General features: G+C 73.5%; 23 protein-coding genes and 1 pseudogene. 13 read left to right on the top strand and 11 right to left on the bottom strand.

Annotated elements, in window-relative coordinates:
- Positions 1-375: pseudogene (locus IF06_RS32435) on the bottom strand (hypothetical protein); the annotation flags it as partial.
- 267 nt (positions 376-642) lie between these two features.
- The gene (locus IF06_RS0130405; protein ID WP_013287388.1) at positions 643-2,118 is read right to left on the bottom strand and encodes an aminopeptidase P family protein; all 1,476 of its coding nucleotides are present in this window, start codon (positions 2,116-2,118) and stop codon (positions 643-645) included.
- Positions 2,119-2,231: 113 nt separating this feature from the next.
- On the opposite strand from IF06_RS0130405, the gene asnB reads away from it, so the two are divergent.
- On the top strand, positions 2,232-4,193 hold the full coding sequence (gene asnB, locus IF06_RS0130400) for an asparagine synthase (glutamine-hydrolyzing) (RefSeq protein WP_036311876.1): 1,962 nt from the start codon (positions 2,232-2,234) through the stop codon (positions 4,191-4,193).
- Between the two features lie 59 nt (positions 4,194-4,252).
- Here asnB and IF06_RS0130395 read toward each other — a convergent pair whose 3' ends face one another.
- Positions 4,253-5,386, bottom strand: coding sequence for a lytic polysaccharide monooxygenase auxiliary activity family 9 protein (locus IF06_RS0130395; protein ID WP_174361809.1), 1,134 nt, complete (start codon positions 5,384-5,386; stop codon positions 4,253-4,255).
- A 328-nt stretch (positions 5,387-5,714) separates the two neighbouring features.
- Here IF06_RS0130395 and IF06_RS0130390 point away from each other — a divergent pair, with 328 nt between their 5' ends.
- A complete protein-coding gene (locus tag IF06_RS0130390; protein ID WP_013287385.1) occupies positions 5,715-6,644 on the top strand; it encodes a carbohydrate kinase family protein in 930 nt (309 codons plus the stop codon).
- 98 nt (positions 6,645-6,742) lie between these two features.
- Here IF06_RS0130390 and IF06_RS0130385 read toward each other — a convergent pair whose 3' ends face one another.
- Complete coding sequence (locus IF06_RS0130385) at positions 6,743-7,969, bottom strand: multidrug effflux MFS transporter (protein ID WP_013287384.1); 1,227 nt, start codon at positions 7,967-7,969, stop codon at positions 6,743-6,745.
- Positions 7,970-8,051: 82 nt separating this feature from the next.
- Between IF06_RS0130385 and IF06_RS0130380 the strand changes: the two genes are divergently transcribed.
- Positions 8,052-8,561, top strand: a complete 510-nt coding sequence (locus IF06_RS0130380) for a MarR family winged helix-turn-helix transcriptional regulator (protein WP_013287383.1) — start codon at positions 8,052-8,054, stop codon at positions 8,559-8,561.
- A gap of 7 nt (positions 8,562-8,568) precedes the next feature.
- A complete protein-coding gene (locus tag IF06_RS0130375; protein WP_013287382.1) occupies positions 8,569-9,471 on the top strand; it encodes an aminoglycoside phosphotransferase family protein in 903 nt (300 codons plus the stop codon).
- Between the two features lie 13 nt (positions 9,472-9,484).
- Here the strand turns inward: IF06_RS0130375 and IF06_RS0130370 are convergent, their stop codons facing one another.
- Together IF06_RS0130370 and IF06_RS0130365 are read right to left on the bottom strand one after the other, a co-directional pair.
- A complete protein-coding gene (locus IF06_RS0130370) occupies positions 9,485-10,312 on the bottom strand; it encodes an MBL fold metallo-hydrolase (RefSeq protein ID WP_013475939.1) in 828 nt (275 codons plus the stop codon).
- On the bottom strand, positions 10,309-10,713 hold the full coding sequence (locus IF06_RS0130365; RefSeq protein WP_013287380.1) for a thioesterase family protein: 405 nt from the start codon (positions 10,711-10,713) through the stop codon (positions 10,309-10,311). Before IF06_RS0130365 ends, IF06_RS0130370 begins: the two co-directional genes overlap by 4 nt.
- A gap of 115 nt (positions 10,714-10,828) precedes the next feature.
- On the opposite strand from IF06_RS0130365, the gene IF06_RS0130360 reads away from it, so the two are divergent.
- Entirely contained in the window at positions 10,829-11,899 is a 1,071-nt protein-coding gene (locus IF06_RS0130360) for a phosphatase PAP2 family protein (RefSeq protein WP_013287379.1), read from the top strand.
- 76 nt (positions 11,900-11,975) lie between these two features.
- Here IF06_RS0130360 and IF06_RS0130355 read toward each other — a convergent pair whose 3' ends face one another.
- The 3 genes from IF06_RS0130355 to IF06_RS0130345 all read right to left on the bottom strand — a co-directional run bounded on the left by IF06_RS0130355 (position 11,976) and on the right by IF06_RS0130345 (position 14,483).
- Positions 11,976-13,340, bottom strand: a complete 1,365-nt coding sequence (locus IF06_RS0130355; RefSeq protein ID WP_052166236.1) for a PH domain-containing protein — start codon at positions 13,338-13,340, stop codon at positions 11,976-11,978.
- A gap of 332 nt (positions 13,341-13,672) precedes the next feature.
- Entirely contained in the window at positions 13,673-14,200 is a 528-nt protein-coding gene (locus IF06_RS0130350; RefSeq protein ID WP_013287377.1) for a PH domain-containing protein, read from the bottom strand.
- Between the two features lie 73 nt (positions 14,201-14,273).
- Complete coding sequence (locus IF06_RS0130345) at positions 14,274-14,483, bottom strand: hypothetical protein (RefSeq protein WP_013287376.1); 210 nt, start codon at positions 14,481-14,483, stop codon at positions 14,274-14,276.
- 254 nt (positions 14,484-14,737) lie between these two features.
- On the opposite strand from IF06_RS0130345, the gene IF06_RS0130340 reads away from it, so the two are divergent.
- The 7 genes from IF06_RS0130340 to IF06_RS0130305 all read left to right on the top strand — a co-directional run bounded on the left by IF06_RS0130340 (position 14,738) and on the right by IF06_RS0130305 (position 21,760).
- The gene (locus IF06_RS0130340; protein ID WP_013287375.1) at positions 14,738-15,844 is read left to right on the top strand and encodes an AAA family ATPase; all 1,107 of its coding nucleotides are present in this window, start codon (positions 14,738-14,740) and stop codon (positions 15,842-15,844) included.
- Entirely contained in the window at positions 15,823-16,770 is a 948-nt protein-coding gene (locus tag IF06_RS0130335) for a DUF58 domain-containing protein (protein ID WP_030275143.1), read from the top strand. Before IF06_RS0130340 ends, IF06_RS0130335 begins: the two co-directional genes overlap by 22 nt.
- Entirely contained in the window at positions 16,767-17,717 is a 951-nt protein-coding gene (locus IF06_RS0130330) for a VWA domain-containing protein (RefSeq protein ID WP_013287373.1), read from the top strand. The genes IF06_RS0130335 and IF06_RS0130330 overlap by 4 nt, the downstream gene beginning before the upstream one ends.
- Positions 17,718-18,284: 567 nt before the next feature.
- On the top strand, positions 18,285-18,989 hold the full coding sequence (gene fabG, locus IF06_RS0130320; protein ID WP_013287372.1) for a beta-ketoacyl-ACP reductase: 705 nt from the start codon (positions 18,285-18,287) through the stop codon (positions 18,987-18,989).
- Positions 18,990-19,012: 23 nt separating this feature from the next.
- Positions 19,013-19,780, top strand: coding sequence for an enoyl-ACP reductase FabI (gene fabI / locus IF06_RS0130315; RefSeq protein WP_013287371.1), 768 nt, complete (start codon positions 19,013-19,015; stop codon positions 19,778-19,780).
- A 135-nt stretch (positions 19,781-19,915) separates the two neighbouring features.
- Complete coding sequence (locus tag IF06_RS0130310) at positions 19,916-20,947, top strand: ferrochelatase (protein ID WP_013287370.1); 1,032 nt, start codon at positions 19,916-19,918, stop codon at positions 20,945-20,947.
- A gap of 33 nt (positions 20,948-20,980) precedes the next feature.
- The gene (locus tag IF06_RS0130305; protein WP_013287369.1) at positions 20,981-21,760 is read left to right on the top strand and encodes an HAD-IIA family hydrolase; all 780 of its coding nucleotides are present in this window, start codon (positions 20,981-20,983) and stop codon (positions 21,758-21,760) included.
- Between the two features lie 17 nt (positions 21,761-21,777).
- Here IF06_RS0130305 and IF06_RS0130300 read toward each other — a convergent pair whose 3' ends face one another.
- Together IF06_RS0130300 and IF06_RS0130295 are read right to left on the bottom strand one after the other, a co-directional pair.
- Complete coding sequence (locus IF06_RS0130300) at positions 21,778-22,749, bottom strand: IS481 family transposase (RefSeq protein WP_030275140.1); 972 nt, start codon at positions 22,747-22,749, stop codon at positions 21,778-21,780.
- Between the two features lie 104 nt (positions 22,750-22,853).
- Complete coding sequence (locus IF06_RS0130295) at positions 22,854-23,648, bottom strand: hypothetical protein (RefSeq protein ID WP_013287367.1); 795 nt, start codon at positions 23,646-23,648, stop codon at positions 22,854-22,856.
- Between the two features lie 161 nt (positions 23,649-23,809).
- Here IF06_RS0130295 and IF06_RS0130290 point away from each other — a divergent pair, with 161 nt between their 5' ends.
- Positions 23,810-24,622, top strand: a complete 813-nt coding sequence (locus IF06_RS0130290; protein ID WP_013287366.1) for a DUF3097 domain-containing protein — start codon at positions 23,810-23,812, stop codon at positions 24,620-24,622.
- Positions 24,623-25,003: the final 381 nt, after the last annotated feature.

The following is a 25,003-nucleotide window of genomic DNA, read 5'->3' as shown; positions in this document are numbered from 1 at the left end:
GTCGTCCTTGCAGGGGACCTCGCGGGTCTTGCCGTGGTCGTCCTTGCCGTCCTTGCCCCACTCGCCCTTGTCCGGGCCCCACTCGCCGCGGTCGCGGCCGTCCTTGCCGTATCCGTCCTCGCCCTTCTCGCCGCCCTTCCCGCCCTCGGCGCGGGAGTCGTCGCTGGCGTTCTGCGGCGCGGCGGCGTGGTTCTCCGCCACCGGTTCGGTGCCGGACTTGTCGTCGCGGGCGGCGAGACCGCCGAGTGCCGCCAGCCCGACGACGCCGGTCAGCCCGGCCACGCCGGTGGCGACCCAGAGCGCCCGCCGCTTGCTCGTCCGCGGCGGGGGCGCCATCGGCGCGCCGCCGTCGGGTGTCGTTACGTCGTTCGACATGAGAGCCCTTTCGGTTCTTCCCAAACGGGTCGCACCGCCCCAGGCCGGGCGACCAGCTACAAACCGGTTGTAGCCTCTGATCAGCACCGTATGAGAAGGTTCCTCGCGAGGAAGACTTATCCGAAAAAAGCCCGCATTCCTCCCACGAACGGCGGTCGGTGACCAACCACGTGAGCGGTACGGGAACGGCCCGGTACGGCGGCGGGCCCCACCACCTGCCGGAAAGGCGCGGTGGTGGGGCCCGAGGGAGTTCGCGGCCGCGGGGGATCAGCCAGGCAGGCGGGGGCCCGCCTCACGCTGCTCGGCCAGCCAGGTCTCCACCTCGGCGGAGGCGCGCGGCAGCCCGGCCGACATGTTCACCGGGCCGTCGGCGGTGACCAGGATGTCGTCCTCGATCCGCACGCCGACGCCCCGCAACTCCTCCGGGACCAGCTCGTCCTCCGGCTGGAAGTAGAGCCCCGGCTCGACGGTGAGCACGTACCCCTCGCCGAGCGGCCCCTCGCGGTAGGTCTCCTTGCGGGCGTTGGCGCAGTCGTGCACGTCGATGCCGAGCATGTGACTGGTGCCGTGCAGCGTCCACCGCCGGTAGACCGTGGAGGCCGGGTCCATCGCCTCGTCCACGCTGACCGGCAGCAGCCCGAGATCCTTCAACGCCTCGGCCAGCACCCGCATGGAGGCGAGGTGCACGTCCCGGAACGCCACGCCGGGCCGGCACATCTCGATGCCGGCCTGCTGCGCGGCGTACACCGCGTCGTAGACCTGACGCTGCAACGGCGTGAACCGGCCGTCGACCGGGAGCACCCGGGTCACGTCGGCGGTGTAGAGGTTGCGGTTCTCCACGCCCATGTCCATCAGCAGCAGCTCACCCGGACGGGTGGCGCCGTGGTTGTGCACCCAGTGCAGGATCGTGGCGTGCTCGCCGGCCCCGACGATCGAGCCATAGCCGACGTCGTTGCCGTCGTGCCGGGCACGCAGCGCGAAGACGCCCTCCAGCAGCCGCTCGGAGACCCCGCGGTCGGCGGGCAGTGCCCGCGCCACGTCCTCGAAGCCGCGCACCGTCGCGTCGCACGCCTCCTGGAGCTGCGCGATCTCCCACTCGTCCTTGACCAGCTTCAGCTCGGCGATCGCGATCGCCAGCTCCCGGTCGCGGCCGGGCTGCCCCTCGGCGCGCGCGCCGTCGTACTGACGCACCGCCGCGTCCACCCGGGCGTCGAAACCGCGGAGCACACGGGTACGCCCCGGCGCCAGCTCGGCCAGCGCGGCGTCCAGCTCGCTCAGGTCGGCCGTCGGCAGCCCCAGCTCGGTCGACTTCTCCCGCAGCGTCGGCCGGCGGCCCACCCACAGCTCGCCGTGGCGGCTGCGGAAGAACTCGTCGGTCGCCCGGGACGACCGGGGCCGCATGAACAGCGTGGCCTCGCCGCCCGGCCGCAGCACGAGGACGCTGTCCGGCTCTAGGTCGCCGGTCAGGTACGCGAAGTCGCTGCCCGGCCGGAACCGGTGGTCGGTGTCGTTGGCGCGTACCTTCTCGTTGCCGGTGGGGATGACCAGCGTCTCGCCCGGGAAGGCCTCGGCTAGCGCGGCCCGGCGCTTGGCGTGGTTGGGCACCTCTGCGCGCGGTGTGACCGGCAGTTCGGTGTCCCGCCAGCCCTGCCGCATGAACGACAGGAACGCCTCCGGGAAATCCGGGTCGTGCGACTCCGTGCCGTCCGCCGCCTTGCCCTGCCCGGTCCGCTCCTCGGCCATGATCCGCCCCTCCCTGAGCCTCGTCGCTGGTCCCGACGGTACCGCGCGCACGACAGCGGGAGGTGCCTGCGGTGCCGCGACGGTGGCTTCCGGCGCGTGGAAAGATGGCGGCCATGTGCGGACTCCTGGCCTTCTTCAGCGCGCGCGGCGACGCCGCCGCCCACCGCGACAACATCGCCGGCGCACTGGAGTGCCTGCACCACCGCGGCCCGGACGAGACAGGGGTCGAGGTGGTCGGCGACGCCTCCGGCCGGTACGCGGACGGCGTGTTCGCGCACAAGCGCCTGGCGATCATCGACGTGGCGCTGAGCCACGAGCCCCTGCCGTACGCGGGCGGGCGGTACCTGCTCACCTTCAACGGCGAGATCTACAACTACATCGAGCTGCGCGAGGAGCTGATCCGCGACTACGGCGCCCAGTTCGCCACCAACGGCGACGGCGAGGTGATCGTCGCCGGCTACCACTACTGGGGTGAGCAGGTGCTCACCAAGCTGCGCGGCATGTTCGCGTTCGTGATCTGGGACCGGCAGGAGCGGCGGGCCTTCGGCGCGCGGGACTACTTCGGCATCAAGCCGCTGCACTACCTGGAGACACAGGACGGCCTCTACCTCGCCTCGGAGAAGAAGGCGCTGCTGCCGTTCGCGCACTCGGCGTACCAGGGCGACGCTGGTATCGACACCGCGAACCTGAGCCACTACCTGACGCTGCAGTACGTGCCCGAGCCGGGCACCCTGCACAAGGGGATCAGCCGGATCGGCTCGGGGGAGTACCTGACCTGGACCCCTGGCGGCCGGATCGAGGTGCGCCGCTGGTACCGCCCGGTGTTCCGGCCGGCCCCGGTCTCCGACGAGCAGCGGCTCTACCACGACATCCGGGAGACGCTGCGCGAGAGCGTACGGATGCACATGCGCTCGGACGTGCCGGTCGGCTCGTTCCTGTCCAGCGGCATCGACTCCACAGCGGTGGTGGCGCTGGCCCGCGAGTTCAACCCGAACATCCTCACCTTCACGGTCGGCTACGACGTGCCCGGCTACTCCGAGATCGACGTGGCCCAGGACTCGGCCCGGCACCTCGACGTGACCACCATCCCGACCAAGATCGGGCCGCAGGACATGATCGACGCGCTGCCGAAGATCGTCTGGCACCTGGACGACCCGGTCGCCGACCCGGCGCTGGTGCCGCTGTACTTCGTGGCGAAGAAGGCCGCCGAGCACGTCACAGTGGTGCTCTCCGGCGAGGGCGCGGACGAGTTCTTCGGCGGCTACACGATCTACCGGGAGCCGCTGTCGCTCAACGCGGTCAACAGCCTGCCCGACGGTGTGCAGAAGGGCCTGCGCGCCGTGTCCAAGGCGATCCCGCAGGGCGTCAAGGGCAAGAGCTTCCTGGAGCGCGGCACCACCCCGATCGAGGAGCGCTACTACGGCAACGCCCGGATGTTCACCGAGGAGGAGAAGCAGCACCTGCTGCGCCGCTACGACCCCTCGGTGCGCTACACGGACGTGACCGCGCCGATCTACGCCGAGTGCACCGAGCTGGACGACGTCACCAAGATGCAGTACGTCGACCTCTACACCTGGCTGCGCGGCGACATCCTGGTCAAGGCCGACCGGATCTCGATGGCGCACTCGCTGGAGGTGCGGGTGCCGTTCCTGGACCGGGAGGTGTTCAACGTCGCCGCCGGCATCCCGGTCGACCTGAAGCTGCCGCCCCGCTCCGAGGCCACCAAGTACGCGATGCGCCAGGCGCTCCAGGGCGTCGTGCCGCCGGCCATCGTCAACCGCAAGAAGCTGGGCTTCCCGACCCCGACCCGGGTCTGGCTGCGCGGCGAGATGTACGAGTGGGCGCGGCACGTGCTGGCCACCTCGGGCGCGGGCGACCTGATCGACCTGTCGTACGCGATGCGCCTGCTCGACGAGCACAAGCGGGAGGAGGCCGACCACTCCCGCAAGGTGTGGACCGTGCTGATCTTCTGCATCTGGCACGCCATCTTCGTGGCCAAGACGCTCGACCCGGGCATCCAGCGCAACCAGTCCGCGCTGCTCACCAAGCCGGTCGTCGGCAGCATGGTCCGCTGACCCGCCAGACATGACAGGGCCCCCGGGGTACGCCCCCGGGGGCCCTTCCCGCTACGGGATCACCTGCCGGTGCAGGTGACCGTCGGCAGGGAGTTGGTGCCGGAGAAGTTCGCGGTGAAGCCGAACGTCGTGGTGCCCTCCGGCGGGACGCTGCCGTTGTAGGCGGCGTTGGAGACGCTCACCGACGCCCCGCTGCCGCTCAACGTGCCGTTCCACACCTGGTTGATGGTCTGACCGCTGGGCCAGGTCCAGTTCGCGGTCCACCCGGAGTACGTCCGGGTGCTGTGGTTCATGATCGTCACTTCGCCCTGGAAGCCGCCGTTCCAGGCGCTGACCACCTTGTACACCGCCATGCAGGTGCCGGACGGCATGGTCGGGCTCGTCGTCGGCGCGGGCGTGGTCGGGGCCGGGGTGGTCGGCGCGGGCGTCGTCGGGGCGGGCGTGGTCGGCGCCGGGGTGGTCGGGCCGGGGCTGCCGCCCGAGCCGATCCCGGTCACCTCGCCGTTGCCCCCGTCGAACGTCACGTCGGAGCAGCCGAAGAAGTTCTCCTGGCTGTCCGAGCGGACCCAGCGCGAGTAGATGATGTGCCGGCCGCTCTTGTTCGACGGCAGGTTACCGGTGAAGTAGTAGTGACCGTCGTTGGTGCCGACCGCGCCGCGCTGCGGCGGGTTGGTCACCTGCAGGAACGGCTGCTCCTCCAGGTCGCTCCAGGCCAGCGGCCGGTTCGGGCTCCAGCTGTCCTTGGTCACGTAGAAGTAGAACGTGCCCGGGTGGTGGGCCCAGTTGCTGTACCGGAACTCCATCGACCGGCCCGCCGTCAGGTGAGTGATCGGCCAGTCGTTGCGCGCCGCGTCGTACCCGCTGAAGCCGGGGTTGCCGCCGCTGCACAGCTTGCCGTCGGGGATGAACCCGACGGTCCGCCCGCCGGCGTCGGAGCGCAGCACGCTGAACCAGTTGTACAGCGAGTTCGCCCCGTTCGCGGCCACCGCCGACGAGCAGGCGGGGTTGTTCGGCCGGATCTCACCGGTTCCGGTGAGGCCGTCCTTCCAGCACAGGTAGGTGCGGGCGCCCGGCGTCATGGCCGCGCCGTGCGCGGCCGCCGGTCCGGAGTTGGTGGCCAGGGCGAACGCGCCCAGGGCCAGGGTGGCGGCCGCGGTGAGCAACGCGGCCGTACGGGATCGGTGCACGGGGATCTCCTGACTCGCGGAGCGTGGCCCGGTTCGGCCCGCCCCGCTGCGACGAGCGGATGCGACGATCGCGGTGCCCGCGCCCGGTCGGCGTGCGGCCGGGGCCGTCGGCGGGCGCGCACCGCCTGCGGTCCGTTGCCACGGACCGTGGATGCCCTCGCGTCGGCTCGACCCGGCGGCCGGCGACGCGGCAGCCCCCCGCGTCGTTACCCGGCATCGCCATCCCACCACGTCCGGACGCCGCCCGCAATAGGTGCTGCTCGATGTCCGGGTCGCGGCGCGCCGCGACCCCGCCATGCGCCAGGATCGGGGGAGGACGACGAGGGGAGCCAGGATGGGGTACGCGGTGGTGCTCGGCGAGGCGCTGGTGGACCTGCTCGACGCCGAGCACGACGGAGAACCCGTCTACCGGCAGGCGATCGGCGGCGGCCCGCTCAACGTGGCGGTGGCGATCGCCCGGCTCGGCGGAGACGCGCGGTTCGTCGGATCGCTCGGCGACGACGCGCTGGCCGGGCGGATCCGCGCGTTCCTCACCGACGCGGGTGTGGACGTGAGCGGGACTGTCACGGTGCCGGCGCCCACAGCGCTCGCCGTGGCGACGTTCGCCGGCGCGGAGCCGGACTTCCGCTTCTACGGCGAACCCCGCTCGTACGCGCTGCTCGGCCCGGACGACCTGGACGTGGCGCTGGTCGAGGGCGCGGACGTGCTCTACTGCGGCTCGATCGTGCTGCTCGACCCGCCGGTGCTGGCCGCCGCCCGGCGCGCCTGGTCGATCGCGGGCGCGCTGCGGGTGTTCGACCCGAACGTGCGGCCCCGCCTGCTCACCACGCCGGGCGCGCTGGACGGGCTGCGGGCGGTGGTCGCCGAGTTCGCGGCCGCCGCGCACCTGGTGAAGCTCAGCAGCGCCGACGCGCGGCTGCTCTACCCGGACGAGCCGGTTGAGGGCGTCGCCGCGTACCTGCGGGAACTGGGCGCGAGCACCGTCGTGGTCACGCTCGGCGCGGACGGCGCCCTGGTCGCCGCCGCCGACGACGTGGTACGCGTGCCCGCGCCGAAGGTGGACGCGGTGGACGCCACCGGCGCGGGCGACTCGGTCATGGGCGCGCTGGTGGCCGACCTGCTGGCCGCCGGCGAGCCGGCCGACCCGGCCGGGTGGCGGGAGCGGGTCGCGTTCGCGCTGCGGGTGGCGGCGGTGGTGTGCGAGTCACCGGGCGGCGCCACCGCCATGCCCACCCGCACCGCGGTCGAAGCCCGCTTCGCGTGAAAGGAAGGGCCCCTTCTTAACGCCTCCGGTAGAGGAGGGGCCCCTTCTTAACACCCGCCCCCACGCGCGGAGGCCGGCGTCACGCGCGGAGGGCGAGCTCAGGCGCGCGGACGGGTCATCGTCAGGACGGCGGTCAGGGACAGGAACGCGGCGCCGGCCAGGACCACAGCCATCGGCAGCGCGCTGCCCTCGCCGCCGAGCCCGACCAGCGGCGCGGCGAGCGCGCCGACCACCGACTGGATGCCGCCCATCAGCGCCGCAGCGGTGCCCGCGTGCCGGGCGTGCGCGTCCAGCGCCAGCGCGGTGCTGTTCGGCATCACCATGCCGAGCGAGCCGACGAAGGCGAACAGCGCCACCGCCGTCACGGCCAGGCTGCCGGCCAGCGCGCCGCTCAGCACGCCGAGCGCGGTGACCAGGCCGACCACGAGCGTGGTGACCAGCAGCCGGCGCGGCGTGAACCGGTCGAGCAGCCGGGCGTTGGCCTGCCCGACCGCGACCAGGGCGAGCGCGTTGACGCCGAAGATCACGCTGAACACGGCCGCGGAGACGCCGAAGACGTCCTGGAACACGAACGACGACCCGGAGATGTACGCGAACAGCCCGGCGAACGCGAAGCCCTGCGTCAGCGCGTACCCGAGATAGACCCGGTCGGCGAGCAGCGACCGCATGGTCCGGACGGTGGCCCCCAGGCCACCGGTGCTGCGGCGCTCGGCCGGCAGCGTCTCCGGCAGGCGCAGCGCGACGGCCACGGCGAGCACCGCCCCGATGACGGCGAGCGCCACGAAGACCGCCCGCCACGAGCCGAACCGCAGCACCAGGCTGCCCACGCCCGGCGCCGCCACCGGTGCCACGCCGAAGACCAGGGTGAGCCGGGAGAAGTACTTCGCGGCGTCCCGTCCCGAGTAGAGGTCGCGGACCACCGCGCGGGCGACCACCACGCCCATGCCGCCGGCGACGCCCTGGGCGAACCGCGCGGCGGCCAGCAGCGGGGCGTTCGGCGCCGCGGCGCACGCCAGCGCCAGCACGGTGTACGCGACCACGCCGACCAGCACCGGGCGGCGGCGCCCCCAGCGGTCACTGAGCGGACCGGTGACGAGCTGGCCCAGGGCGAGGCCGATCAGGCAGGTGGTCAGCGAGAGCTGGATGCCGGCCTGGTCGGCGCCGAGGTCGCGGGTCATGGCCGGGAACGCCGGCAGGTACATGTCCAGCGACAGCGGACCGATCGCGGTGAGCGTGCCGAGCAGCACCAGCAGCGTCACGCCGCCGGTGGACGCGGTGGTGCGGTCGGCGGCCGGGCGCGCGGCGGTCGGCGCGGCGTTGCTCACGAGTGGGTACCCCCTGGATCCGGTGCGTCCGGGTACCTTACATCTGTAGTCAGAACTATTGCGATGTGAGGCGGGTGACCCCGTGGCGACGAACGAGCAGGTCGCGCGCGTCGGAGCGGTCGTGGGGGAGCTGCACCGCCTCCTGCGCCGCCGGACCGGGGCGCGCGTCGGACGAGACCCGCTGCCCGAGGCGCAGGTGGAGTTGCTGCTGCTGGTCCGGGAGACGCCGGGGATCAGCGGCAAGGAGGTGGCCCGGCGCCTCTGCACCGCGCCCAACACGGTGAGCACGCTGGTCCGCGACCTCACCGACGCCGGGCTGCTGGCCCGTGACCGCGACCCCGGCGACCGCCGGGTGCTGCGGCTGCGCGTGACCGAGGCCGCCCGGGCCCGGATGGCCGACTACGAGACCAACCGCGCCGCGCTGCTCGACGAGGCACTGGCCGAGCTGGACCCGGCGGCGAGGGAGGCGATCCTGGCCGCCGCCCCGCACCTCGACGCGCTGCTCGGCGCACTGCGGGGCCATGCCCGGCCGGAACCGCCCGGACGGGCCCCCGGAAACCCGGTGGCCGTCGCGCCGTCCCGCCCCGCATGATCACCGGATGGCCCTGCACCAGGACGAGATACCCGTGGACGAGCAGGTCGTCCGGGCGCTGCTGGCCGACCAGCGCCCCGAGTGGGCCGCGCTGCCGCTGACGCCGGCCGGGGCCGGGACCGACAACACGATGTACCGCCTCGGCGCCGACCTGCTCGTCCGGCTGCCGCGCACCGCCGAGAAGGCCGGTGCCCTGCGCAAGGAACAGCAGTGGCTGCCCCGGCTCGCGCCGCTGCTGCCGTACCGGGTGCCGGAACCGGTGTACGCCGGCGTCCCGGCCGACGCCTTCCCGCTGCCGTGGTCGGTGCAGCGGTGGATACCGGGCGACGAGGTCCGGTCCGGCACGGTCGAGGACTGGGCCGCCCTCGGCGCCGACCTGGCCGTATTCGTCAGGCGCCTGCACGCGACCGACCTGCTCGGCGCGACCCGCGCGGGCCCGCTCAGCGGATACCGCGGCGGCAGCCTCCACCCCTGCGACGCCTGGATCTCCGCGGCGCTCGACGACTGCCGGAGCCGGATCGGCGACGAGACGGACGTCGACACCCTGGTCCGGCTCTGGCGGGACGCCCTCACCCTGCCCGAACCCGCCGGGCCGCACGTCTGGCTGCACGGCGACCTCAAGCCCACCAACCTGCTGGTGCACGGCGGACGGCTGCGGGCGGTCATCGACTTCGGCGGCCTGACCGTCGGGCACCCCGACGCGGAACACGCGCCGATCTGGGACCTTCCGCCGCGGGCCCGGCACGCCTACCGGGAGGCGCTCGGCGTGGACGACGTGACCTGGGCACGGGCCCGCGCCTGGGCGCTCGGGGTGGCGGCCAGCGGCGTCTCCTACTACTGGGACACGTTCCCGGCGTTCGTCGCCGAGTGCCGCAACCGTCTCCGCGAGATCCTCGCCGACGCCGGCTGAGCGCGGCCGCCGGTCAGGCCGTGCCGTCCAGCTCCGCGTAGCCGCGGCGGGCGGCGATCAGGCCCGGCCGGGCGCCGAACGGCGACTCGGCCGCCACCCGCTCCGGCGGGGCGCTGCCGGTGTGCCCGGCGCGGATCAGCCACGCCTGCCGCGCGAGCTGCGCGTGCTGCTCGCGGACGAAGTCCACGCCGACCGGCTCGCCGTGGCCGGGCACCACCACCGTCGCGGGCGTGGTCAGCCGCAGCAGGTCGGCCAGCGCGTCCGGCCACTTCAGGGGGTACGACTCCTCGAACGCCGGTGGCCCGCTCTGCTCCACCAGGTCGCCGGCGACCAGCACGTCCGCGTCGGGCACGTGCACCACCAGATCGGCGTCGGTGTGCCCGTGCCCGGGATGGCGCAGCACCACCCGCCGGCCGCCGACGTCGAGCACCGTCTCCTCGTGCACCTCGTGCGTCGGCGCCCGCAGTTCGGTCCGCGCCAGTTCCTCGGCCAGCGCCGGGTGCCCGGCACGCATCTCCTCGTACGCGGCGCGGCGCACCGCGTCGGACCGGTCCCGCAGCGCCGCCGCGGCCTGGGCCTGCGCGTAGATCGCCGTGTCCGGCCCGGCCAGCGTGGCGTTGCCGAAGCAGTGGTCGAAGTGGTGGTGCGTGTTCACGATCGTCCACGGGTACGGCGTCACCGCCCGCGCCGCCTCCGCCAGCTCCCGGGCCTGCCCGGCGGTCGAGAGCGTGTCGACGAGCAGCGCCGCGCCGTCACCGGCCACCAGCACGACGTTCACCGCGAGCGTCGGCTCGCGCAGCACGTGCACCCCGGCGGCGACCTCGGAGAACCCGGCCGTCATGACTGGCGCACGGCCCGCTCGACGAAGCGCTGCCGGTCGACGAGCACCCGCTCGACCCGGCCCTGCGCCGCCACGGTGGGCCCGTCGGTGACTGTCACGTCGAAGACGAGCCGCTTCCCGTCGACCTTCACCAGCTCGGCGTGGGCGGCCACGGTACGACCGACCGGCGTGGCCGCGCGGTGCTCCAGCTCCACCCGCACGCCGACAGTGGTCGACCCGGACGGCATCCGGGTCGCGGTGGCGGCCACCGTCGCGGCCTCGGCCAGCGCCAGCACCCGGGGTGTGCCGAGCACCGGCACGTCCCCCGAGCCGACCGCCTGCGCGGTGTCGGCGTCGGTCACTGTGAGCTCGACCCGGGCGGTCAGGCCCGGCGTGAAGGGCGACTCCGGCTGCTCCTGCATGCGGCCGAGCCTAGTGCAGCCGACCCGCGGCCGTCCGGCGTCCGGGCCGCCGCCGGTCCGGTCGCCACCGCCCGCCCGCGTGCCCGCCCGTCGCCCGCCGTTAACCTTGTCCGCGATGGCCGAGCTGACACAATCTCCGACCCCCGCCCCCGACGCGACCACCGAATCGCCCGACGGTGGGCGCCGCCGTGTGATCGCGATGACCATCTGGGGCGTCGCCTTCGTCGTCGCCTGGCTCGCCATCGGCCTGCCCACCGACCCGGCGTACGCGTTCCTGTGGATCTGGGCCGGCACCGTCGCGTGGAACTCGGCCCGCCCGTGGCGCAGCCACCTGCGCTTCGCCCGGGACTGGATCCCGGTGGTGCTGCTGCTCGCCGCGTACAACCTGTCCCGGGGGTTCGCCGACAACGGCGCCACCCCGCACGCGATGGAGCTGATCGTCGCCGACCGCTTCCTCACCGGGTGGCTGACCGGCGGCGAGGTGCCGACGATCTGGCTCCAGGAGCGCCTGTACGACGCGTCCGAGGTGCGCTGGTGGGACGTGCTGGTGAGCTGGATCTACTTCTCGCACTTCGTGGCGACGTTCGCCGCCGCCGCGGTGCTGTGGATGCGCAACCGGCGGCGCTGGATCGCGTACATGTCGCGCTGGGGCTTCCTGTGCGCGGCCGGCCTGGTCACCTACTTCGCCTACCCGGCCGCGCCGCCGTGGTGGGCGGCGCAGAACGGCCTGCTCACCGAGGTCGCGCGGATCTCCACCCGGGGGTGGAAGGAGATCGGCATGCACGGCGCGGGCAACCTGCTCAACGCCGGGCAGATCGCCTCCAACCCGGTGGCCGCGATGCCGTCGCTGCACACCGCGTTCGCGCTGTTCGTGGTGCTGTTCTTCATGCGGTCGGTGCGCAAGCGCTGGTGGCCGCTGATGCTGGCGTATCCGCTGGCCATGACGTTCACGCTGATGTACAGCGGCGAGCACTACCTGATCGACGTGCTGGTCGGCTGGGCGTACGTGGGCATGACGTTCCTGGTGGTCGGCCTGGCCGAGCGCTGGTGGGCGGCGCGGCAGGCCCGGCGTGCCGGTGAGCCCGCCGTCGCCGCAGGTGCCCCGTCCGCCGACGGCGACACCGCCGCCGACACCCCGGACCGCGCCGCCGACGACCGGGACGCGGTGCCCGCCGAGCGCCGGTAGGCCCCCCGCCGCCGTCACGGGCGGCCGGGTCGTCTGCGCGCCGCCGTGGTTCGCCGTGGCGTCGCGGCCGCCGGGGTCAGCGGCCGCTGTCGGTACGGCGGGCGGCGCGCGACCGCTCGGTCAGCTCCGCGGCCAGCTCCCACGCGTCGGCCAGATCCCGGTCGACAGCCGCCGCCCCGGCCCCACCGGCGGTGTCCGCGTGCACGGTGGCCAGTCGCAGCAGCCGCTGCACCGGGCCGCGGGTGACCCGCACGCTCTGGATCCGGGCGTACGGCACCAGCGTCAACTGCCTGGTCAGCAGCCCGGAGCGGGCCACGAAGACCCGCTCGTCGAGACCGGCGCCGACCACCTTGCGGCTCAGCGGGCGCAGCCACCGGGCCCGCGACGGGGGCGGTGTGGCGGGCAGCGCGTCCAGCCGTACGCCGGGCAGCACCTCCGCCACGACCATCGCGCCGGTGCCCGCGTCGCCGACCGGCAGCAGCCGGTCCGGGCGGTTGCGGTCGTCCGGCTCACCGGCCGAGTAGCCGGCCACCTCCAGCCGCAGCCGCAACCACCCCTTCATCCGCCAGAGCAGCGGCCAGGTCGCCCGTACGGTCTGCACCCGGTGCAGCGGCACGGTCTGCATCCGCGTCTCCAGCAGCCCGTTGTGCACGCGCAGCGTGCCGTCGTCCCGGTCGAGCCGGAAGCTCCAGTCGTCGAGCACCCGGCGGATCGGTTGCAGCACCACGCCCGCCATCGCGGTGAGCGTGCTCGCCACCGCGATGAACGACCACGAGCCCTCGGAGAGGAACTGGGCGCCGACGAACACCAGGCCCAACGGCAGCAGGAACGCCTGCGGCGTGAGCAACTGGCTGATCAGCAGGTCCTGGTTGCGTACCGCGTGCAGCCGGCGCCCTTCCGGCACGGGCGCGACCGGCGCGCCGGGCTCGGCTGCCGGAACCAGCGCCGGGGTGGAGCGACCGGCCACCGCGAGCAGACGCTGCCGCAGCGCGGTGGCCTCGGCGACGCTGAGGTAGGCCAGGGGCGCCTCGGTCTTGCCCCCGCCGACCACCTCCAGCCGCAGCTCGGCCAGGCCGGTGAGCTGGGCCAGCAGCGGCCGGACCACCTCCACCGCCTGCAACCGCTCCAGCGGGATGGCCCGGGTACGCCGCCACAGCAGGCCCTCGTAGACCCGCAGCTCGCGGCCCACCAGGTGGTAGCCGGTGTTCCACCAGCTCACCACCGACAGCACCGTGGCGCCGAGCACGAAGACGGTGACCAGCACCGCGAACCAGCCGAACCCGACCCGCGACAGCGTCGACCAGGAGAGCCCGGCGATCACCACGACCAGCGACTTCGCGCCGTGCAGCGCCGGGCTGAGCGGATGCAGCCGCTGCCGGGGCTCCTCACCACCGGCGGGCGGCCCGGCCGCCGGACCCCACGGTCCCGGGTACGGCGGCAGCGGCGCGGGCCACGGCCCGGGCGCCGCGTCGGGTCCGGGCGGCGGCCCGTACCCGGGTGCCGCCGAGCCGGGCGGCCCGTAGCCGGGTGGCGGTGCGTACCCGGGAGGTGGCCCGTACCCGGTCGGAGGTCCGTAGCCGGGCGGAGGCCCGTACCCGGACGGTGGTCCGGGGACGGGCGGCGGTCCGTATCCCGGCGCGGGCGGCCACGGATACCCGTTGGGCTGCTGACCCGGAGCCGGTGGCTGCGCCGCGTCGGCCGGCGTGGGCGGGCCGGGCGTCGGCTCGGGCCGGTCGTCGTGGGGCGGCGGGGCGCCGGAGTCGCTCCGTTCGCTCACAGGCCCTCCGCCCGGTCCTCGCCCAGAGCGGTCAGCCGGTCGCGCAGCCGGGACGCCTCGGCCGGACGCAGGCCGGGCACCCGCGCGTCGCTCGCGGCCGCGGCCGTATGCAATTGCACGGTGGCGAGGTCGAAGGCGCGCTCCAGCGGACCCGCGCTCACATCGACGAACTGCATCCGCGAGTACGGCACGATGGACAACCGCCGCACCAGCAGGCCGTGCCGCACGAGCAGATCGTCGTCGCGCTCGGCGTACCCCCAGGCGCGGACCGCCCGCACGATGGTGACCGACCGCCAGACGCCCATCAGCACCGCCACGCCGACGGCGGCGCCGAGCAGCCAGTGCCCGGACAGCGCCCAGGCCACGCCGAGCACCACGAGCGCCACGGCCAGCCCGATGCCGAGCCGGATCAGCTCCACCCAGATCAGGTCGCGGGAGATCGGCTGCCAGCGGACCGTGTCCGGCCAGGGCTCCAACGCGCTGCGCGAGGCGGGCGGGAGGCCGGCCGGGCCGTCACCGCTCACCGGGAGGACCTGCCGTGCTCGCCGCCGGTACGGGCTCGGGTCATCTGCTCGCTCACGCTTCGAGCGTAGGCGATCAGGGCAGCGGGACCACCTCGCGGAGGAAGCCGCGTGCGTCGAGGAAGTCACCGAGGGAGCCCCGGTGGTCCGGGCAGGCCAGCCAGGTCTTGCGCCGGTCGGGCGCGTGCAGGCGGGGATTGTGCCAGCGGAGCTGGAAGGCGGCGGGCGCGCGACACCCCCGCGCCGAGCAGATCAGCGTCTCGTCCGGGGTGGTGGGAGTCGTCACCGGGGCGAGTCTAGAGGCCGCACGCCGGGAGTTTTAGCGCCGGGCGGCCACGGGGGGAGCCGCCCGGCGACGGGGTGAATCGTACACACTGCGGACCCCTTGTTGTCCACCCGTGTTCAGCGTTTCCCGCGCGGCGGGACGGCGTGGCCGGACGGCGCGGCGAAAATCGTGCCTCTCCCACCCTCGGCTCTCAGCGAGGCATGACAGTCTTGATACGCACCACGCCGCGACGACGAACCTGCTGTGGAGGACCGGTGGCCCAGCCGACCACACCCGACGTGCCGAACCCGACCGAGGTGGCGCCGGACGCGCCGCCCCCGGCGGGCACCACCCCGGCACAGGACGCCACGCTGCTGGAGCGGGCGCTGTTCGAGACCAAGCGGGTGATCGTCGGCCAGGACCGGATGGTCGAGCGGATGTTCGTCGCGCTGCTGGCGCGGGGGCACTGCCTGCTGGAGGGCGTGCCGGGTGTGGCCAAGACGCTCGCCGTGGAGACCCTGGCCCGGGTCGTCGGCGGCTCGTTCGCCCGGGTCCAGTTCACTCCCGACCTGGTGCCCGCCGACATCATGGGCACCCGGATCTACCGGCAGTCCAGCGAGAAGTTCGACGTCGAGCTGGGCCCGGTCTTCGTCAACTTCCTGCTCGCCGACGAGATCAACCGCGCGCCCGCCAAGGTGCAGTCGGCGCTGCTGGAGGTGATGAGCGAGCGGCAGGTCTCCATCGGCGGTGAGAGCCACCGGGTGCCCGACCCGTTCCTGGTCATGGCCACCCAGAACCCGATCGAGCAGGAGGGCGTCTACCCGCTGCCCGAGGCGCAGCGGGACCGGTTCCTCATGAAGATCGTCGTGGGCTACCCGACGGACGCCGAGGAGCGCGAGATCGTCTACCGGATGGGCGTGGCACCGCCCGAGCCGGCCCGGGTGTTCGACACCCCGGACCTGGTCGCCCTCCAGCACAAGGCCGACCAGGTGTTCGTGCACAACGCGCTGGTCGACTACGCGGTCCGGCTGGTGCTCGCGACCCGGGCGCCGGCCGAGCACGGCATGCCCGACGTGGCTCAGCTCATCCAGTACGGCGCCAGCCCGCGCGCGTCGCTCGGCCTGGTCCGGGCCACCCGCGCGCTGGCGCTGCTGCGCGGGCGGGACTACGCGCTGCCGCAGGACGTGCAGGACATCGCGCCGGACATCCTGCGCCACCGGCTGGTGCTCAGCTACGACGCGCTCGCCGACGACGTACCGGCCGACCACATCGTGCACCGGGTGATGTCGACCATCCCGCTGCCCGCCGTCGCGCCCCGTCAGCAGGCCACACCGCCGCCACCGGCCGTCCCGCACAACGGATGGCCCGGGCAGCGGCCGTGACCTCGCCCACCCCGCTGAGCGCCACCGGCGACCGCTCGGGGGCCGTGCTGGCCCGGCTCCAGCTCATGGTGACCCGCAAGCTGGACGGGCTGCTCCAGGGCGACTACGCCGGGCTGCTGCCCGGACCGGGCAGCGAGGCGGGGGAGTCCCGGGAGTACCGGCCCGGCGACGACGTGCGCCGGATGGACTGGCCCGTCACCGCCCGCACCACCATGCCGCACGTCCGGCGTACGGTGGCCGACCGCGAACTGGAGACCTGGCTGGCCGTCGACATGTCGGCCAGCCTGGACTTCGGCACCGGCCGGTGGCTCAAGCGGGACGTGGCGGTCGCCGCGGTCGCCGCGCTGGCCCACCTCACCGTGCGGGGCGGCAACCGGATCGGCGCGGTGGTCGGCACCGGCGGGCCGGGGACGATGCTGCGGCTGCCCGCCCGCTCCGGCCGCAAGGAGGCCCAGGGGCTGCTGCGTGCGGTCGCCGGCGCCGAGATCCGGCCCGGCCGCAGCGACCTCGGCGCGCTCGTCGACATGCTCAACCGCCCGCCCCGGCGGCGCGGCGTGGCGGTGGTGATCTCCGACTTCCTCGCGCCGCCGCAGCAGTGGGGCCGGCCGCTGCGTAAGCTGCGGGTCCGCCACGACGTGCTGGCCGTCGAGGTGGTCGATCCGCGGGAACTGGAACTGCCCGACGTGGGGGTGCTGCCGGTGGTCGACCCGGAGAGCGGTGAACTGCACGAGGTGCAGACCGCCGACCCGGGCCTGCGCCGCCGGTACGCCGAGGCGGCGGCCGCCCAGCGCGGGGCGATCGCCGCCGAGCTGCGCGCCGCGGGCGCGGCCCACCTGCGCCTGCGTACCGACCGAGACTGGCTGCTGGACATGGTGCGTTTCGTCGCCGCGCAGCGGCACGCCCGCACCAGAGGGACGACGCGATGATCCGTTTTCTGCAACCGTGGTGGCTGCTCGCCGTGCTGCCGGTGCTCGCCCTCGCCGCCGCGTACGTCTGGCGGCAACTGCACCGCCGGCAGTACGCGCTGCGGTTCACCAACGTCGACCTGCTGCGTACCGTCGCGCCCAAGGGACTGGGCTGGCGGCGGCACGTCGCGGCCACCGCGTTCCTGCTCTGCCTGCTGGTGCTGGCGACCGGGCTGGCCCGGCCGGCGATCGACACCCGGGAGCCGCTGGAGCGGGCCACGGTGATGCTCGCCATCGACGTGTCGTTGTCGATGCAGGCCGACGACGTGTCGCCGAACCGCCTGGAGGCGGCCCAGGAGGCTGCGAAGCAGTTCGTCGGCGAGCTGCCGGAGAGCTACAACCTGGGGCTCGTCTCGTTCGCCAAGTCGGCGAACGTCCTGGTGCCGCCGACCAAGGACCGGGCCGCCGTCACCACCGCCATCGACGGGTTGGTGCTGGCCGAGGCGACCGCCACCGGCGAGGCGGTCTTCACCTGCCTGGAGGCGATCCGCTCGGTGCCGGCCGACGGCGCCGCCGGCATCCCGCCGGCCCGGATCGTGCTGCTGTCCGACGGCTACCGCACGTCGGGCCGCTCGGTCGAGGAGGCCGCCGCGGCGGCGCAGGCGGCGAACGTGCCGGTGTCCACAATCGCGTTCGGCACCGACTCCGGGCAGGTCGACATCGGCGGGCAGCTCCAGCGGGTGCCGGTGGACCGCACCGCGCTGTCCCAGCTCGCGGAGACCACGCAGGGCTTCTTCTACGAGGCCGCGTCGGCCAGCGAACTGAAGCAGGTCTACCAGGACATGGGCAGCTCGATCGGCTACCGGACCGAGCCGCGCGAGATCACCCAGTGGTACGCGGGGATCGCGTTGCTGCTGGCGCTGTGCGCGGGCGGGTTGAGTCTGCTCTGGACGTCCCGGCTGGTCTGAGCCGGAACCGGCCGGCGGCGGTCAGTGACCGCCGCCGGCCAGCACGAACAGGACGGCCACCCAGACGGCGGCGAGGGTGAAGCCCAGCGGGGCGACGTAACGGCTCATGAGTGTGCTCCGTGGCGACGGTCGGCCGGTGAGGGCCGTGGGGGGTCGGGGCGTACGCGCACGAAGTCGTGACCGGGTGCTCCGCCGCGCGGCAGGCCACACCCCGGCGTGGTCGCCGGGAAGCGGATGCGGTGCGGAGGGCGGGAAGCGGGTCAGCCGGGTGGACCGAGCCGTGGCTCAGCAGGGCTGACGGTGGGCCCGGCCACGACTGGGAGGATCGCTATCTCGCACAGCGATCACCTCCTGCGGTCGGCGGGGCCCGGAGCGGGCACGGAGTGGCCCGTAGACGCGATCATCGTACACCGGGGGTGTGGGTGTCGCGCGCGCGGCCGGCAGTCTCCGCGGACCCCCGCCGACGTCGGCCGGGGTGGGCCCTGTGACCTGCGCGGGTTAGCGCTTACCTGTCGGTAACCCCTAGGCTCCGACCGACCGAGAGATCACTGGAGCAGAGGGGGATCCGTGGCCCGAACCGTGCTGGTGACCGGCGGGAACCGGGGGATCGGCCTGGCCATCGCGCAGGCGTTCGCCAAGCAGGGCGACCGGGTGGCGGTGACGTACCGGAGCGGCGAGGCTCCCGACGGCCTGTTCGGGGTGCGGTGCGACGTGACCGACGCCGAGTCGGTCGACGCCGCGTTCACCGCGATCGAGGCCGAACTCGGCCCGGTGGAGGTGCTGGTCGCCAACGCCGGCATCACCGACGACACGCTGATCATGCGGATGTCCGAGGAGCAGTTCGCGCGCGTCCTCGACACCAACCTGACCGGCTCGTTCCGGGTCGCCAAGCGGGCCTCGACGAAGATGCTCCGCGGCCGCTGGGGCCGGATGATCTTCATTTCCTCGGTGGTCGGCCTCTCCGGCGGCGCGGGCCAGGTCAACTATGCGGCCAGCAAGGCCGGCCTGGTCGGCGTGGCCCGCTCGATCACCCGCGAGCTGGGCACCCGCAACATCACCGCGAACGTGGTGGCGCCCGGCTTCATCGACACCGACATGACAGCGGGCCTGCCCGAGGAGCGCAAGGCGGAGATCCGCAAGTCGATCCCGGCCGGCCGGATGGCCACCCCGGACGAGGTCGCGGGCGTCGTCACCTGGCTCGCCTCGGACGCGGCCGGATACGTCACCGGCGCCGTCATCCCGGTCGACGGCGGCCTCGGCATGGGCCACTGAGCAGAGCACGGAGGAGACACGCAATGTCCGGACTTCTCGCCGGTAAGCGGCTGCTGGTCACCGGCGTCATCACCGACGCGTCGATCGCCTTCTCGGTGGCGAAGCTCGCCCAGGAGAACGGCGCCCAGGTCGTGCTCACCGGCTACGGCCGGCTCTCCCTGGTGGAGCGGATCGCCAAGCGGCTGCCCGAGCCGGCGCCCGTGATCGAGCTGGACGTCAGCAACGAGGAGCACCTGGCCGGGCTGGCCGACAAGGTGCGCGAGCACGTCGACGGCCTGGACGGCGTCGTGCACTCGATCGGGTTCGCCCCGCAGAGCTGCCTCGGCGGCGGTTTCCTCGACGCCCCCTGGGCGGACGTGGCGACAGCGCTCCAGGTCTCCACCTACTCGTACAAGTCCCTCGCCATGGCCGCGCTGCCGCTGATGTCCGCCGGGGGCGCCGTGGTGGGTCTCACGTTCGACGCCACCAAGGCGTGGCCGGTCTACGACTGGATGGGCGTGGCCAAGGCCGGGCTGGAGTCCGCCTCCCGCTATCTGGCGCTGCACCTGGGCAAGCAGGGCATCCGCAGCAACCTGGTCGCGGCCGGCCCGCTGCGGACCATCGCGGCCAAGTCCATCCCCGGCTTCGACCGGTTCGAGGACGCCTGGACCGAGCGCGCCCCGCTGGGCTGGAACCTCACCGACCAGGAGCCCGCCGCGCGGGCCTGCCTGGCGCTGCTGTCCGACTGGTTCCCGGCCACCACCGGCGAGATCGTCCACGTCGACGGCGGCTACCACGCCATCGGCGCCTGAGATGTAAGGAAGGGCCCCTTCTTAACGCCTCGTGCAGCGGAAGGGGCCCTTCTTAACACGTCGCGGCCCGGTTGGTCACCACACCGACCAGGGGGCGTCGCCACGCCGTGACGGCGGGCGAGGAAGAATGGCCTCATGGCGTACGACGCGTTGGTGCTGGTCTCCTTCGGTGGCCCGGAGCGGCCCGAGGACGTTCTCCCGTTCCTCCAGAACGTGACCCGGGGGCGGGGGGTGCCCCCGGAGCGACTCGCCGAGGTCGCCGAGCACTACCTGCACTTCGGCGGGGTGTCGCCGATCAACCAGCAGTGCCGCGACCTGCTCGCCGCGATCCGCGAGGACTTCGCCGCCAACGGCGTCGACCTGCCGGTCTACTGGGGCAACCGCAACTGGGATCCGATGCTCGCCGACACCGTCGCGCGGATGCGCGACGACGGGATCACCCGGGCGCTGGCGTTCGTGACGAGCGCGTACGGCGGCTACTCGTCCTGCCGGCAGTACCAGGAGGACATCGCCTCGGCCCGCGCCGCGGTCGGCCCGGACGCCCCGCTGATCGAGAAGCTGCGCCAGTTCTGGGATCACCCCGGCTTCATCGAGCCGCACGCCGACGCGGTCCGCGCCGCGCTGGCCCAGCTCGACCCGGCGAAGCGGGACAGCACCCGGCTGGTCTTCACCGCGCACTCCGTACCGATGTCGGCGGCGGCCACCGCCGGCCCGCACGGCGGTCGCTACACCGCCCAGCTTGAGGAGGTCGCCCGGCTGGTGCACGCCGCGGCCGCGCCCGACCTGGCGTACGACCTGGTCTGGCAGAGCCGGTCCGGGCCGCCGCAGGTGCCGTGGCTGGAGCCGGACGTCAACGACCACCTGGCCACGCTGCCCGAGCAGGGCGTGACGAGCGTGGTGGTCAGCCCGATCGGCTTCGTCTCCGACCACCTGGAGGTGGTGTGGGACCTGGACACCGAGGCGCTGGAGACGGCCAAGCAGCTCGGCCTGGACTTCGTCCGCGCCGGCACCCCGGGGGTCGACCCGCGGTTCGTGGCGATGGTCCGCGAGCTGGTCGGAGAGCGCACCGCCCCGGACGGGGAGCGGCTGCGCCGCCGACTCGGCGAGCTGCCCGCCTGGGACACCTGCCCGGCGTTGTGCTGCGTGCCCCCGGCCCGCCGGCCCTGAGCCCGACCCGACGACACCCCTGGGGACGACACGATGCTTGACCGCAAGCCGGTGCAGAGCTGGCTCACCGACATGGACGGCGTGCTGGTGCACGAGGGGCAGCCGGTGCCCGGCGCCCCGGAGTTCGTCAAGAAGCTGCGCGCCTCCGGCAAGCCGTTCCTGGTGCTGACGAACAACTCCATCTACACCCCGCGCGACCTCCAGGCCCGGCTGGCCCGGATGGGGCTGGACGTGCCGGAGGAGGCGATCTGGTCCTCGGCGCTGGCCACCGCCCAGTTCCTGGCCGACCAGCGGCCGGGCGGCACCGCGTACGTGATCGGTGAGGCCGGCCTGACCACGGCGCTGCACGCGGTGGGGTACATCCTGAGCGACTTCGCCCCGGACTACGTGGTGCTGGGGGAGACGCGCACCTACAGCTTCGAGGCGATAACCAAGGCGATCCGGCTGATCAACGACGGCGCCCGGTTCATCTGCACCAACCCCGACGCCACCGGCCCGTCGGTGGAGGGCGCGTTGCCGGCTGCCGGTTCGGTGGCGGCGATGATCTCGAAGGCGACAGGCGTCGACCCGTACTTCGTGGGCAAGCCCAACCCGATGATGATGCGCTCGGCGCTGAACACCATCGACGCGCACTCCGAGTCGACCGCGATGATCGGCGACCGGATGGACACCGACATCCTGTGCGGCCTGGAGGCCGGGCTGGAGACGATCCTGGTGCTCACCGGCATCAGCAGCCGGACCGAGGCGGAGCGGTACCCGTACCGTCCGTCGCGGATCGTCGACTCGGTGGCCGACCTGATCGACGAGGTCTGAGCCGGGGGTCTGCGGCGCTAGATGTAATGCCCAGCAGCGTTGTTGACGCGGCTGATGGGTGGTTTGCCGCCGAGCGAGGTGTGGTTGCGGTGGTGGTTGTAGGTGTGCAGCCAGGCGGGTAGAGCGTCAGCGCGTTGCTGGTTGTTGGTGAAGGGTTGGGCGTAGGCCCATTCGTCGCACAGGGTGCGGTTGAAGCGTTCGGCTTTGCCGTTGGTCTGTGGTCGGTAGCGGCGGGTGAAGCGGGCGGTGGCACCGAGGTCGGTCAGGGTCTGGTGCCAGGCTCGGCCGCGGTGGTAGGCCAATGCGTTGTCGGTCATGACGCGTTCGACGCGGGTGATTCCGTGGGTGGCGAAGTGCTCGGCGGCGCGGCGGAGGAAGCCGGCACAGGTGTCGGTCTTCTCGTCGGGGTGGATCTCGGCGTAGGCGAGACGGGTGTGGTCGTCGATGGCGCAGTGCACGTAGTCGAAGCCGACACGCCCGGCGGTGCGGGCACGGCGGTGTTCCAGGCTGTCGCGGCCCAAGATGCGCCAGCCGCCGCCGTCGCGAACCCGGCCGAGTTTCTTGACGTCGACGTGGATCAGCTCGCCGGGCCGGTCGCGCTCGTAGCGGCGGATGAGCTGACCGGTGGGCCGGTCGAGCCAGGCCAGGCGGTGTAGACCGTGCCGCGTCAGAACGGCGTGCACCGTCGAGGCCGGCATCCCGAGCAACGGTCCGAGCCGGCGAGCCCCGAGTTTGCGTTCCTGGCGCAGTTGGCAGACCCGCGCCTCCAACTGGGCGGGCGTCTTGTGCGGCTGGTGGTGAGCCCGGCTGGATCGATCCCGCAGACCAGCGTCGCCCTCGGCCCGCCACCGCTGTAGCCACTTGTAGCCGGTGGCCCGAGAACAGCCCAGTTCCTTCACGACGTGGGCCACCGGCCGACCCTGGTCAACGACACGCGTGATGAGCAGCCGCCGGCCGTGGATGGTCAGCCGGGCATTACGGTGGGCCATGGAGACCTCCGGTTCCGTGTGGGCGTCAGCACCTCACACCTCGCCCGGAGGTCTCGCCTCGTCTCAAGCCGCCACGCCGTCAACAACCCTCATGGGCATTACAGCTAGAGCCGCAGCGGCGCGTTGCAGGCGGCCACCAGGGCCTGCCGGCACGCGGTGGTGAGCGGACGCAGCGCCGCGTCCCGCTGCTGCGCCTCGTAGGTGTTGACCGCGCCGCCCGGTGCGCTCTCGCCGGCCAGCGCGAGCACCCGGTCCAGCACCGCGGCGCGGGCGAACAGGCGGCGGGCCCGCGGATCGAAGCCGGGCGGCAGGTCGGTGGCGCCGTCCGGGCGGCGCAGCGCGGCGAGCGCACCGGCCAGCTCCGGCCGCCACTGCGCGACGTCCAGCCGGGTCAGCGTCGCGGTGGTCTCGGCCAGCACGGCGGCGAGTTCGGCCTCGGCCTCCGCCGCACCCGGCGTGGCCAGAGACGCCTTCGGTGCGTCCGCCGGCAGCGGATGGACCCGCCAGAGCACCGTCTCCCAGGTCATCCCCGAGCCGGACGTGTGCGTACGGACCTCGGGCACCAGCCCCATCCCGCTCGCCACCACCGCCTCGCCCGCCACCAGCGCCGCCCCGGCGAATGCGCCCGGGCCGGGCAGGCCGCGCGGGTCGCCGGGCGCGGGCAGCACCAGGCGGATGTCGTCGGGTGAATGCTTGGCGAGGCTGGGCAGGGCCTCCCGCAGCGACACGTCGGTCCAGGTGCCCGGGGCGTCGGCGACGAGGTGCTCCTCGTCGCCGGCGACGGCGTCGGCCACCTCGTCGAACGGCACCAGGCCGGCGCGCCAGGCACGCACCCAGGCGACGAACCGGCTCGACCGGCGCGCAGCCAGCGTGGCCGCGCCCGTTGCGGGGGAGGACATGCGGAAAGGGTACGTGCTCCGCGCCGCTGCTGTCTCGGCTGCCGCACCGGCGGCGCGACCTGGCCCCAACTACCCCCTTCGCACCGTTTCGTGCCGACGGATGACGGCCCGGTCGGCGCGTCGCCGGGCGACACGCCGGGGCACTGGTTAGCGTCAGCGGCATGGCGGGGCGATACGACGGGGACGTGCTGGCCGGCGACTGGCGACGACGGAAGGTGACCCCCGAGGTCGACGCCGAACCCGACCTGGTGGTCGAGGACGCCGACTCCGGATTCTGCGGCGCCGTCGTCGGCTTCGACTCCGGCGCGGTGGTGCTGGAGGACCGGCACGGCCGGCGGCGCAACTTCCCGCTGCTGCCCGCCGCGTTCCTGCTCGACGGCAAGCCGGTCACGCTACGACGGCCGGTCCGCGTCCCGGTGCCCGCCGCGCGCCGGCGTACCGCGTCCGGGTCGATCGCTGTGGACGGCGTACGGGCGCAGGTCGCCAAGGCCAGCCGGATCTGGGTGGAGGGCGTGCACGACGCCGCGCTGGTCGAGCGGATCTGGGGCGACGACCTGCGCATCGAGGGCGTGGTGGTGGAACCGCTGGACGGCATCGACGCGCTCGCCGACGAGGTACGCGCGTTCGGCCCCGGCCCGGGGCGCCGGCTCGGCGTGCTCGTCGACCACCTCGTGCCCGGCTCGAAGGAGAGCCGGATCGTGGCCCGCGTCAACTCGCCGCACGTGCTGGTCACCGGGCACCCGTACGTCGACGTGTGGCAGGCGGTACGCCCGGCGGCGCTCGGCATCGCGGTGTGGCCAGTGGTGCCTCCGGGGCAGCCCTGGAAGGAGGGCGTCTGCGCGGCGCTCGGGGTGGGCGAGCCGGCCGACATGTGGCGGCACATCCTGTCCCGGGTGGACAGCTTCGCCGACGTTGAGACGCCGCTGATCAACGCGATGGAGCGCCTGATCGATTTCGTCACCGAGCCCGGGTGATCCGTCGCTGCCCGGTCGTGGTCGCTCTCCGGGCTGTGCTTGCTGTCAGGGTTGTGGTTGCGGTTGGGGTCCGGGGGCGACCGTGCCCGGCTCCGGGCGGTCAGGCTTGATCCCTGCGCCGGTCACGGTCGCCCCCGGACCCGCCGTGCACCAACGCCGCCCGCCCCGAACCCCCGTCCCGGTCCCGGGCGCCTCTCGCCTGGTTGATCAAGGAATTTGTGGGCGTATCGGAGATCAACGCCGACACAAACTCCTTGATCACCGGGGTGGGGGTGGCCGGAGTGTGCGTCGATCTTGCAGTTGCGGTCCGCGTGGATCGGGCATATGGGGCGAAGTGCGGGCCGCAAGTGCAAGATCGACGGGGGCGAGGCGGGGCTGGGC

The sequence above is a fragment of the Micromonospora globosa genome, assembly GCF_000717585.1.
In the GTDB taxonomy this organism is placed as follows: Bacteria; Actinomycetota; Actinomycetes; order Mycobacteriales; family Micromonosporaceae; genus Micromonospora; species Micromonospora aurantiaca.
The sequence above is the reverse complement of the archived record's forward strand: the minus strand, read 5'-3'. Positions and strand labels throughout refer to the sequence as shown.